The 11,547-nt window shown below is 52.3% G+C and carries 13 protein-coding genes; 9 read left to right on the forward strand and 4 right to left on the reverse strand.

Features of this window, described 5'->3' with window-relative positions:
- Positions 1 to 42: 42 nt before the first annotated feature.
- Positions 43 to 576 (reverse strand): GcrA family cell cycle regulator, encoded by a 534-nt coding sequence (locus tag AB6B37_RS15835; RefSeq protein ID WP_371396828.1) that lies wholly within the window; start codon positions 574 to 576, stop codon positions 43 to 45.
- A gap of 272 nt (positions 577 to 848) precedes the next feature.
- On the opposite strand from AB6B37_RS15835, the gene AB6B37_RS15840 reads away from it, so the two are divergent.
- Positions 849 to 1,685: an ABC transporter permease gene (locus AB6B37_RS15840; protein ID WP_371396829.1), complete on the forward strand. Its 837-nt coding sequence runs from the start codon at positions 849 to 851 to the stop codon at positions 1,683 to 1,685.
- A 21-nt stretch (positions 1,686 to 1,706) separates the two neighbouring features.
- Positions 1,707 to 2,912: an aspartate aminotransferase family protein gene (locus tag AB6B37_RS15845; protein WP_371396830.1), complete on the forward strand. Its 1,206-nt coding sequence runs from the start codon at positions 1,707 to 1,709 to the stop codon at positions 2,910 to 2,912.
- Positions 2,913 to 2,971: 59 nt separating this feature from the next.
- On the opposite strand, the gene AB6B37_RS15850 is transcribed toward AB6B37_RS15845, so the two are convergent.
- Entirely contained in the window at positions 2,972 to 3,370 is a 399-nt protein-coding gene (locus AB6B37_RS15850) for a UrcA family protein (protein WP_371396831.1), read from the reverse strand.
- A gap of 306 nt (positions 3,371 to 3,676) precedes the next feature.
- Here AB6B37_RS15850 and argF point away from each other — a divergent pair, with 306 nt between their 5' ends.
- The 3 genes from argF (at position 3,677) to AB6B37_RS15865 (ending at position 6,094) form a co-directional block, all read left to right on the forward strand.
- Positions 3,677 to 4,600 (forward strand): ornithine carbamoyltransferase, encoded by a 924-nt coding sequence (gene argF / locus AB6B37_RS15855; protein WP_371396832.1) that lies wholly within the window; start codon positions 3,677 to 3,679, stop codon positions 4,598 to 4,600.
- Entirely contained in the window at positions 4,597 to 5,409 is an 813-nt protein-coding gene (gene dapB / locus AB6B37_RS15860; RefSeq protein ID WP_371396833.1) for a 4-hydroxy-tetrahydrodipicolinate reductase, read from the forward strand. The genes argF and dapB overlap by 4 nt, the downstream gene beginning before the upstream one ends.
- Positions 5,410 to 5,473: 64 nt before the next feature.
- Positions 5,474 to 6,094: a MarR family winged helix-turn-helix transcriptional regulator gene (locus AB6B37_RS15865; protein ID WP_371396834.1), complete on the forward strand. Its 621-nt coding sequence runs from the start codon at positions 5,474 to 5,476 to the stop codon at positions 6,092 to 6,094.
- Between the two features lie 12 nt (positions 6,095 to 6,106).
- Here AB6B37_RS15865 and ubiE read toward each other — a convergent pair whose 3' ends face one another.
- The gene (ubiE, locus tag AB6B37_RS15870; protein ID WP_371396835.1) at positions 6,107 to 6,871 is read right to left on the reverse strand and encodes a bifunctional demethylmenaquinone methyltransferase/2-methoxy-6-polyprenyl-1,4-benzoquinol methylase UbiE; all 765 of its coding nucleotides are present in this window, start codon (positions 6,869 to 6,871) and stop codon (positions 6,107 to 6,109) included.
- Positions 6,872 to 6,930: 59 nt separating this feature from the next.
- On the opposite strand from ubiE, the gene mutM reads away from it, so the two are divergent.
- A complete protein-coding gene (gene mutM / locus AB6B37_RS15875) occupies positions 6,931 to 7,779 on the forward strand; it encodes a bifunctional DNA-formamidopyrimidine glycosylase/DNA-(apurinic or apyrimidinic site) lyase (protein WP_371396836.1) in 849 nt (282 codons plus the stop codon).
- A gap of 4 nt (positions 7,780 to 7,783) precedes the next feature.
- Complete coding sequence (locus AB6B37_RS15880) at positions 7,784 to 8,356, forward strand: hypothetical protein (protein WP_371396837.1); 573 nt, start codon at positions 7,784 to 7,786, stop codon at positions 8,354 to 8,356.
- Between the two features lie 7 nt (positions 8,357 to 8,363).
- Here AB6B37_RS15880 and AB6B37_RS15885 read toward each other — a convergent pair whose 3' ends face one another.
- Entirely contained in the window at positions 8,364 to 9,491 is a 1,128-nt protein-coding gene (locus tag AB6B37_RS15885) for a class I SAM-dependent RNA methyltransferase (RefSeq protein WP_371396838.1), read from the reverse strand.
- A gap of 130 nt (positions 9,492 to 9,621) precedes the next feature.
- Here AB6B37_RS15885 and AB6B37_RS15890 point away from each other — a divergent pair, with 130 nt between their 5' ends.
- Positions 9,622 to 10,398, forward strand: a complete 777-nt coding sequence (locus AB6B37_RS15890) for an enoyl-CoA hydratase (protein ID WP_371396839.1) — start codon at positions 9,622 to 9,624, stop codon at positions 10,396 to 10,398.
- Between the two features lie 302 nt (positions 10,399 to 10,700).
- Positions 10,701 to 10,964, forward strand: coding sequence for a 30S ribosomal protein S20 (gene rpsT / locus AB6B37_RS15895; protein ID WP_371398473.1), 264 nt, complete (start codon positions 10,701 to 10,703; stop codon positions 10,962 to 10,964).
- Positions 10,965 to 11,547: the final 583 nt, after the last annotated feature.

Here is an 11,547-nt window from a genome sequence, read left to right on the forward strand (position 1 = left end):
GCTATATTCACGGTGAGGGGAGATATAGCGTGTTTGAAAACGCTAGCGTTTTTGTAAATGCTTCATTGTCGTTTGACCGAGTGTTTTCTGGCCGGGGTAACGACGGCGGCTCGGTTGATAAGCCACAGAGCTATGCGCGTCGCAATAAGGTGTAGACGGGTCTGTTTTACGGCCGCAAAAGCGGAAATCAGATTTGGACGGGTCGCCAATTGGCCACTTACACATGTGATCACGAATGGTCATAATAGTCGCGTATTCGCCGCTCGGTAATGGCTTGGCCTCAACTGGGGGTGTTGGCGGTTTAGCGGGCGCCTGGCGGGCTGTGCGCGCTGGCGCAGACGGCGTGGTTACCGTCGTCGTTCGGGCCGTCGTGCGTGTTCGCGGCGCAGAGGGTTTTGTTGTGCGAATGGTCGCAGGACGAGACGGCTTGGCGCGGCCTGACAATCCCAAACGGTGGACTTTGCCGATAACGGCGTTACGTGTCACACCGCCCAATTGTTTGGCGATTTGGCTGGCTGATAACCCTTCGGCCCATAATTTCGTTAAAACCTCTACCCGATCATCTGTCCAAGCCATGAAACCCTCTTATGAATTATAAGGCATTAATCCATTGCCTTGATGGTCAATGGTCGCCGCCTGTGTGTCCGAATGCTGTTACCGCAATATATAGTGCGCGACAAAGATGCTCCCCTATGCCTCACACAAGATAAAGTATACAAAAGGTTAAAAACCACAAGATAAAGTTTACGGATTATCCACAACAATCAATATATAGAGAGGTAAATTTTACCCTTTTTATCCGTGAAACGTTGCTTGGCGTGCGCAATGCCCCGTGATAGGGCTAGGCCATGAACGATATAAGCGACACATTAAATCACGCAGGCGCCAACGCAGGTCTGCCGTCCCAAACGCGCCGTTTTGGACGCGTGAATTGGATGGGGCTGTGGACACTTTATACGAAAGAAGTGAAACGCTTTTGGCGTGTGGGGCCGCAAACACTGCTTGCGCCTGTCGTGTCCAACTTGCTTTATTTAACCGTTTTTGTGTTTGCCTTTGCTGAAAACCGCGCAGGCGGGGCGGACGGCTTTATCACCTTTTTAATTCCGGGACTGATTATGCTCGGCATCCTTAATAATTCATCCGCCAATAGCAGTAGCTCTATGATGACGGGTAAGATGATGGGCTCTATTATTGATGTGCTGATGCCGCCGCTGTCCCATGTAGAATTGGCGCTGGGTTATATATTTGGCGCGGCGACGCGCGGCTTTTGCGTGGCTGTATTCACGGCCATCGTTCTGTCTATCTTTGGCCTCACATGGCCCATGCATTGGTGGGCTGTTTTATACTTCGGCGTATCGGCAGCGCTGATGCTGGGGATGGTTGGTTTGCTGTCTGGAATTTGGGCTGAAAAATTTGACCAATTGGCGGTCGTCAATCAATTTGTTATTCTGCCGCTATCTTTCCTGTCCGGCACATTTTATTCCATCACAGTCCTGCCAGAGATTTGGCAGAAAATCATTCTTTTTAACCCGCTGTTTTATCTTATTGACGGATTTCGGTTTGGGTTTCTGGGGACATCAGATGGTCATGTTATGACGGGTGTCATCGTATCGGCTGTTATCAATATCATTTTATTTCTAGTCTGCTTGCGGGTGTTAAAATCTGGCTGGCGGCTAAAGGCTTAGTTAAAAATATAGGAGGCCGTTATGGCACAAGGGGACCATCTTTATAATTGTTACATGCCGCCCGCGCAGGAATTTGTGCGCGGCGAAGGCGCTTATCTCTACACAGAAGATAATGAGAAATATCTTGATTTCATCGCAGGAATTTCGGTCAATTGCCTCGGCCATGGTCATCCTGCGCCGATGAACGCATTGAAAGAACAAGCGGAAAAAGTCTGGCACCTCTCTGGCATGTTCCGCATCCAAGGCACCTATACGCTGGCCGATAAATACTGCGCCGCGCTGCCCTTTGCCGAAAAAGTCTTTTTCACCAATTCAGGTGCAGAGGCGTTGGAATGTGCGATGAAAACAGCCCGCAAATATCACTACGATCGTGGTGACGTTGACCGCTATGATATCCTCACCTTTCAAGGCGCGTTTCATGGCCGTACATTCGCGACGATTAACGCCGGCGGTAATCCGAAATATCTCAAGGGCTTTGGTCCCGCGCTGCCCGGTTTCATTAGCCTGCCATTTGCAGATCATGAGGCCCTAGAAGCCGCAGTCTCTGATACGACAGCTGCGATCTTGGTCGAACCCGTGCAAGGCGAAGGCGGGCTACGGCCTCTGCCGACGCAGTGTCTTCAAGGTCTGCGTAAACTATGTGACGAAAAAGGCATCTTGCTGATTTATGATGAAGTCCAATGCGGTGCGGGCCGGACGGGCAAATTGTTCGCCCATCAATGGGCTGAAAACGCCGAACCTGATATTATGGCTGTCGCCAAAGGTGTTGGCGGCGGTTTCCCTATGGGCGCGTGTATTGCCACAGAGGCAGCTGCGGCGGGCATGGTGCCTGGTACGCACGGCTCGACCTATGGCGGCAATCCGCTGGCTATGGCGGTTGGCAATGCGGTGTTTGACGAAATTTCAAAGCCCGAATTTCTCGATAATGTGAACCGTGTGTCTAATTTCCTTGTGCAGCAATTTGAAGGCTTAAAAGATGAGTTTCCTGACGTCGTTGTGGAGCTTCGCGGCAAGGGACTTCTGTGCGGGATGCAGCTTAAAAAACCAGCCGTAGAGGTGCGTAAAATGTTGCTCGAGCGCAAGATGCTTGGCGGCTCTGCGGGGGATAATACGCTGCGCCTCGCCCCGCCGCTAATCATCACCGAGGACCACGTCCGCGAAGCGATTGCCATTATGCGCGACGCCTTTACTGAGGCGCGTGCTCTGGATGATGTTGAGCTAGCCTAGATATAAAACAGGCCCGATAGGGCCTGTTTTCAATATGACTTGTCCTGAGTAAAATGCGCCTAATTTAAAGCGGCCGTTTGTAATATGGCAGCCTTGCCTTTGTGGAAGGCTGTCAATTCATCAATATCGGCGTCAATCACAAATTGATTGACCAAATCAGCCGCACAGCGTTTTTTCGACACAGGCTGGCCCAAATCGTTGACATTATTACCAACCATGCAAGCGCGACGGGCTTTGGACGTCATCTTCGCGTAAACGGACTCTAAGCCGCTAGCTGTTTTCGTCTCACTGCGTGTGAATTTCACACTATGCACGGTTTTCACCACGGCGCTCTCGCTCACGAGGGCATTGGCGGTTGTTGGCATAACGCCGATTGCGGCGAAAGACGTCGTCGCAATTAATGCGGCATTGACAAAACGGACTTTACGGGACAGGTTTTTATATTGTTGGGTAAGCATGTTCGACTCCATTGTAATATGCTTGTTCACAATTGCGGCAAGGTGGCAGCCTTGCCGTATTTTTTTGAGGGGTTGAACCTCATCCCTAACCTCACTTTTTTATGATGTTTCGCAACGTACGACAGCGTTTTACCCGCGAATATAAAAGTCATGCTGAAACTTTGACGCCCTAGACATCGATTTGCATAATTCTTGATAGGCCCGTGTCTGCTGCGGCCTGTTTTGTCATCGTTTAAGCCCTGTTTTATTTAGGTGGAAATTGACGCCGCTTTTCGGTAAGCGTTATTTTTGCCTATAGGGTTCGCTATGACACAGCACTTTATTTCTCTTGCCGATATTCCTGCGACAGAGCTACGCGCGATATTGGATAACGCCCATAGTCGTAAGAAAGCCAGAGACGGTTGGCCGAAGGGCAAAATTGACGCGGACGCGCCGATGGACGGGCGGACGCTCGCGCTTATTTTTGAAAAATCATCAACGCGCACACGGTTTTCCTTTGATATGGGCATGCGCCAATTGGGCGGCACGTCTATCACAGCGACTAGCTCCGATATGCAATTGGGGCGAGGCGAGACGATAGAGGATACAGCCAAAGTCCTGTCGCGCTTTGTCGACGGTATCATGCTGCGCGCCAATAGCCACGATACGTTGACGGCGCTGGCCCAAAATGCCTCTATTCCCGTCATCAACGGCCTGACGGATTATAATCACCCGTGCCAGATCATGGCGGATTTACAAACGCTTGAGGAACGCGGCGGTGATTTGTCTGATATGACCCTGACATGGGTGGGTGACGGGAATAATGTGGCGGTGTCCTTTATTAATGCGGCGGCTAAATTTGGTTACCGCCTGCGCCTGTCTTGTGCGCAAGGCTATACTGTCCCGGGTCAATATGTTGAGGCCGCTCGTGCCAAAGGCGCAGATATCACGGTCGAGCCTGATCCGCTCTTCGCTTGTCAAAATACAGACGTCGTGATTGCGGATACATTTGTCTCAATGGGTGACACGGATGCCGATAAACGCCTCGCTGACTTGATGCCTTATCAAGTGACTGACGCGCTGATGAGCGCATCGGCAAAAGACGCCATATTCCTGCACTGCTTGCCCGCGCACCGGGGCGAAGAAGTGGCGGCCTCTGTCATTGACGGGCCAAACTCCGCCGTTTTTGACGAAGCGGAAAACCGCCTTCACGCGCAAAAGGCGATTATCACTTGGTGCTTTGACGCGTGAGCGACCCTGTCAAAATAGGCGTGCTGGGTGCTGATGGGCGTATGGGTCGCGCGGTCGTGAAGGCGATTTCGCGTAACGCCCGCGCGACGTTAACAGCCGCATTGACCGCCCCCAATGCCGCGACTTTGGGCAAAGATGCCGGCACTGTTGCGGGGATAGAGCCCTGCGGCGTTCTGATGTCTGATGACATAGCGGCGGGGCTTGCGGATTGTGATGTGTTGATTGACTTCTCCCGCCCGCAAGCCGCGATTGATACGGTGCTCGCGATGCACGGCACAAAGTGCCAGACTTTCGTGACGGGAACGACAGGCTATAGCGATACAGAGGCAAAAGCCTTAACAGAAGCTGCTGGCGGCATCACATTGCTGCAATCAGGGAATTTTTCACTGGGCGTAAATTTGCTAGAGGTCTTGGTCGAACACGCCGCCCGTGCGCTTGGCCCCGATTGGGATATTGATATCGCAGAGCAGCATCATAAACATAAAATAGACTCGCCCAGCGGCACCGCGCTGATGCTCGGCGAAGCAGCCGCCAAGGGGCGGGGTAAAACGTTATCTGATATACGCGCGCCCATCCGCGAGCTTTCTGACGCGCCGCGCAAAGACGGTGATATCGGCTTTAGCGCCATACGCGGCGGCGATATTATCGGCGTCCATGACGTGCATTTCATCAACCCATTAGAGACCCTAATGCTGTCCCACCGCGCGGGCGACAGGTCACTCTTTGCTGTTGGGGCTGTGACCGCTGCTCTTTGGGCTGTGCAACAAAAAGCAGGGCGCTATACCATGCGCGATGTGTTGGGGCTTTAAACGGGGCTTGACCTGAGCACCATTAATATTACGATATATAAATAATTTATATATCGGATTAATTATGGCGCTATCACCTCAAAAACTTGATGATTTTGTTTCTATCCTCACGGGGGTCACAGATTTCTTAAATATAGATCGTGGGCAATATAGCTTATCAAGGCGCTATATTGATTTTTCGCCTATGACCTATGCAGCTTTGCGCTGGATAGCGGCCGCGACGCGTCCCACACCCACACGACTAGCAGACCATTTGGGGACGGCACCTGCGACGGTGACGTCATTACTTAACCGATTAGAAACGGCCGAATTGCTGGCGCGCGCGCCGTCCGCCCGCGACAGACGCCGTATAGAGCTTCACTTAACGGCGCGCGGGCGGCGGGCCGCAGACGCTATTGCCGCCGATGACCGCGCCCATGTCACATCCATGCTTTCGCAATTACCGAAAGACCGTATTGATGGTTTTTTGCAAGATATCGCTATGATTGTGCCAAGCTCAGGTTCAGGGTCGGACGATAAGACAAAGCCCGAGGATGACGCGCAAAAGTCCCGGATCCTCAAAACTCTATCTGGCCCGAAACCTCTATCTGGTCCCAGCCTTTTAGGCCGCAAAGGCAAACGCGGTAAATCATCCAATCCGTCCATGGCGACAGAGCGGCGCAAACCGACCCGCAAGCCGCGTTAAACGAAAGCTGTCTTAAATCTTCCAGCCGTAATGCAGTGCGGCAATACCGCCTGTGTAATCTTCATAACCAACGCGAGCAAAACCAGCGTCGCGTACCATATCGGCAAAGGGCTCTTGGCGGGGAAAGCGGCGGATAGACTCGACCAGATATTGGTAGCTCTCTTTGTCACCTGCCAGCAACCCACCAAGGCGGGGTATAACTGCAAAGCTATAGGCATCGTAAATCTCGCGCAGGACTTTGGCAGGTGGCGTTGAAAATTCCAATATAAACAACCGTCCGCCGGGCTTTAAAACGCGGTAAAATTCGCGCAACGCTTGGGGGCGGTCTGTGACGTTGCGGATCCCAAAACTAATGGTTAGTGCGTCGGCATAATTATCAGCAAAGGGCAAGCTTTCCGCATTACCGCAAACCCGTGTGATATCCAGCCCCGCATCACGACGCGCGTCAGTGCCCGCGATTAACATCTCTGCATTAATATCGCAGACAATAGCGCGCGCGGACGGCCCGCCGCGACGTTTGCGCACCTCATCGGCTTTTTTAATAAATGTCCGCGCCAGGTCACCTGTGCCCCCCGCGACATCAATCAGAACCTCGCCCGGTTGCGGGTTGACTTTGGTCAGGGTCAGTTCTTTCCACACGCGGTGAACGCCCATGGACATGGCATCATTCATCAAGTCATATTTAGGCGCAACGGCATCAAACACGCCGCGCACACGGCTTTGTTTCTCGCTGGCGGGAATATCTTCAAATCCAAAGTCGATTGTCTTTTCAGTCATAAGGTCTATCTGTCATAAAAATATCTCTCTGACTATAGGACAACTGACCATGGGACATCATGCCCGAATTACCTGAAGTCGAAACCGTGCGCCGTGGCCTTGCGCCCGTCATGGACGGGGCGGTGTTTAGCCGTGTCACCTTAAACCGGGCGGATTTGCGCTTTCCTTTTGCAGAACGCTTTGCGCAGCGCCTGACGGGGGCCACCGTCAATAGCCTCACGCGGCGGGCCAAATTCCTCCAAGCTGAGCTCTCCACGGGAGAGCGTCTGTTCATGCACCTCGGCATGTCGGGACGCTTCACGATCGAAGCCGACGTGAATAACACACCGGGTGTTTTCACGCACCAAGCGGGCGATACAAATCCCAAACATGACCATGTCGTGTTCGAATTTAACAATGGGGCGCGCGTGACCTATAATGACCCGCGCCGTTTTGGTTTTATGGAATTAATTGCCTCTGGTGCGCCCTACCGCCTTGACGGTATCGGGCCAGAACCGCTGGGTAATGATTTTTCAGCCCCCGTTCTGCGGACTGCGCTTAAAGGTAAAAAGTCCAAGATCAAAGCCGCGCTGCTGGATCAACATGTCGTTGCGGGGCTGGGTAATATCTATGTCTGCGAAGCGCTGTATAAAGCTGGCATCTCGCCCAAACGCGCGGCAGGAAGACTAACAGTGGCAGAGACTGAACGCCTTGTCGGTCATATCAAAGAGGTCCTAAACCGCGCCATCGCGGCGGGCGGGTCCTCGCTCAACGATTTCGCGAGCACAGACGGCGCCCTCGGCTATTTCCAACACAGCTTTGACGTCTACGGCCGCGAAGGCGAGGCCTGTAAAGCCTGCACCGCGCCCATCGTCAGGATCGTGCAATCAGGACGATCGAGCTTTTATTGCAAGAGCTGTCAGGGGTGAGGGTGTGACGCATGAATTCTCGGACATATCTTTAACATTCACCGTTGAAAATGATTACGATATTGAGGCCGTCAATCAGAGGTTCCACGACCTATCGCAAGCTTTGCAAGACCATGAATTTATTGGACTGAATAAAGACTGGGCGCTGTGCTATCAATTGAAACTGATGCCAGGCATTGTGACTTACCAGATTAATGGTGAGCCGCTGCGGGATAAAGACGAAAGAGATTTATCCTTTCGCGTCGAAAGCATAATTGACCACGCTTACCAATTATTATGGGGTGGGGCGTTCTCGCAAGCTTTTGGTAAGCCTTACGCTCTTGATATTGAAGGGTCGGGGATTGCGTATGACCTCACAAGACAAGGTGATGTCCTGAAAATGCAAACGACACATGATCAGGTAGATGACGCCCTGTTTAACTTAAAGCCGCTACAGTTTCTTACAGCCACCGCCGAGCATTATGAGCGAACCATTCGGACGATGTTAAAGCTGCATAAGCCCCTTCGCGCCCATGCGGGATTTATGCGCTCTATCCCCAATATTAGGTTGATTGATTATTATGCCTCTGTTTTATAGTGGCCCCTCACAAAACCCCCGTCACATAGAGCCTGACCTTTAACCCGCCGTGGGCGATGGGGGCACCTGTTGGTTTCCAGGGGAGTTTTGTGGCTTCGGCGAGCTGTGTATCGGCGGTAATCATACCGATGCGCCAGCCTGAAAACCGGTCGCGCATGACATTGCCAAAGCTGCTGTAGAGGGCAAAGAGGTCTTTCTTTTTGCCGATACGGGCGCCGTAGGGCGGATTGACCATCACTAATCCCTTTGGGCCGTCTGGCGGCACGGCGTGGGACAGTGCGGTGGGCGCAAAATGGCAGATGTCGTCCACGCCCGCGCGGGCCGCGTTGTCTTTGGCAAATCCAATCACATTGACGTTGCGGTCTGATCCGTAAAATTGGGCTGTGGTCTCGCGCCTTTGCCAGCCGTCTTTAATGGCTTGCACAGCGTCTGCGTCATAACTCACAAGTTTTTCAAAAGCGAAATGTCTGGCCCGGCCTGCCATCATATTGCGGGCAATCTCTGCGGCCTCGATGAGGAACGTGCCCGAGCCGCACATCGGGTCTACCACAGGCTCATGGCCCGTATAGCCGCATCCGCGTAAGGCCAGCGCCGCCATGGTCTCTCGCATTGGGGCTTTGCCCATGGCTTGTTTATGGCCGCGTTTATGGAGGCCTTCTCCTGATGTATCGACTGATAGCTGCACATTATTATCATCAATGCGGGCTTTAATAATGATGTCGGCGGTGGTGACAGAGCTGGCGATGGTCGCGCCGAACTCCTCGGCTATGGCGCGCTCTAGCCGTTCAATCGCGGCTCCTGCGTGGTAAATCTTGCTTTTGCGGTTGGTCACCACCTCGACCTTGACGCTATGGCCAGGCGTGAGTGTTGCGCCCCACGGAAATTTACGTGCGCGTTTATCAAGCTGCGCCAGATGAAACGCGCGAAATTCGCCGATTCGCGCTAGCACTTTGGACGGCCCGCGCAGGGTCAGGTTCGCGCGCCAGACATCATGCCAGCCGCCCCAAATGGTGACACCGCCGCCCGTGGCCTTAGCGCGGGAAAAGCCAGCGGCTTTGACTTCGTTTAGCAAGAGCGCTTCTAGCCCCGGCGGGGTGGAGAGAAAAATTTCAAAACTGTTTGGCGTGTCCGTCATGGCGCGCTTGTGACACATTCGCCCGTCCTGCGCTATGGTTTCTCGGGCGACATGCTATCCCTTGCGCGAGTGCCTTAAAACCGTGTAAAGCGCGCCCTAATAAAGAGACGACCCTAAGTAGGAGGCGCATATGAAATACGACATGATAGAGGTCACGCGTAACGGCGCGGTGGCAACAATACAATTTGACAGACCCAAGGCGCTCAATGCGCTCTGCACTGAGATGATGGTCGAGGTCGCCGATGCGCTTGCAAAGCTAGAGGCCGATAATGTTATTGGTTGCGTGATCTTAACAGGGTCTGACAAAGCTTTCGCAGCGGGTGCAGACATCAAAGAGATGCAAAACAACAGCTATATGGATATTTATAAATCCGACGTCTTTGAAAAGCATCACGAAGCGGTCGCGCGTTTTCGCAAGCCTATCATCGCGGCTGTGTCGGGATATTGCCTCGGCGGTGGCTGCGAAGTGGCGATGATGTGCGATTTCATTATCGCATCTGATACGGCGAAATTTGGCCAGCCAGAGATTAACTTGGGCGTGATGCCAGGCATGGGCGGCACGCAGCGCTTAACCCTCGCCATTGGCAAATCAAAGGCCATGGATATGTGCCTGACGGGCCGCATGATGGACGCGGAAGAGGCCGAACGCGCCGGCCTTGTCTCTCGCGTGGTGCCGCTTGATGATTTGCTCACTGTCGCGGGCGAGGCAGCGGCCAAGATTGCTGGGCAAAGCCATCCGATTGCGATGATGACCAAAGAGACCATCAATGCCAGTTTTGAGATGAGCCTGACCCAAGGGCTACGTTATGAGCGGCGCTTGTTCCAATCGATGTTTACAACTGATGATCAAAAAGAAGGCATGACCGCCTTTGTCGAGAAACGCAAACCGCACTTTAAGCACAAGTAACGCCCGCAATCGATTTTATCGATTGCAGTTACTTGCCGTAATCGCTGGTCGATTACGGACATGTATAAGCGCAAGCGCAGCGAGCCCTCGACCATCACGCCCGCAATCGATTTTATCGATTGCAGTTACTTGCCGTAATCGCTGGTCGATTACGGATAGGCGGTAAAATAACCTCATATACCAAGGCTGCGTAAAACCAGCAATTATTCAACATAGCGTGTTGACGGGGCAAAATGGCTTCGCTATACGCCGCGCTTACACATGGCTGTGCACCGTACGGCCCGATATTGTTTGAGGAAATTATGGCGAATACATCATCCGCTAAAAAAGCCGTTCGCAAAATGGCACGCAAAACAGAAGTTAACCGGGCCCGTCGCTCACTTGTGCGCGGTTTTTTGCGCAAAGCTGAAGACGCTATCACTGCTGGTGACAAAGCTGCTGCGACAGAAGCTGTTAAAGCCGCAGAGCCTGTCATGATGCGTGCCGTGTCAAAAGGCATTTATCACAAGAACACAGCGTCGCGGAAAATTTCGCGCCTTAACAAGCGTGCCAAAGCCCTCGGCTAGGACGCTATAATGACGCAGCTGCTGTTTAGCAGGTGCCAAGAATAAAAAACGGACTGCTTTGGCGGTCCGTTTTTTGTTGCGCATTTTATAATCTCTGCGCGAAAACTTGCAGCTTAGTCATTGCACGGTAAAAATTCCGCACAACCCAGGCGGGTCGCGGCAGTGCTTTATAACGCGATAGGAGAGCCGCCAGTTTAAGAATCGTTAGCCATGCGGACTGTAAATTTTTACAACTTTGCAAAACTCCACTGTTTGTGGGTGTTCGCGATGTAAAGCTAGAAAATAGTTAATCAAATATGAATTTTTTTTGACAGCTAAATAGCTGTCATTTTTAGCTTTTTTTGAGTCAACGAAAAAGACACGCGATTTTACAGTTTTTCGCGGTTGACGGTCGCGCTCCGCTCCGCTTTAAGAGTGTCAGTTAGGGACTATGACGTCGTCATTGAGACGACGTCGGGGACGACCTTGACCTAGGGGAAACCTGCACTTTGGTCGCCACCAAAGCTGTAGCTACCACATATATTTTTGTTATAAATCAAAAGCTTAACTTTAAGCTTGCGGGTGAAACTTGGGGATTTTTTAA

It is taken from the genome of Fretibacter rubidus (assembly GCF_041429785.1).
GTDB classification, from domain to species: domain Bacteria; phylum Pseudomonadota; class Alphaproteobacteria; order Caulobacterales; family Maricaulaceae; genus Fretibacter; species Fretibacter rubidus.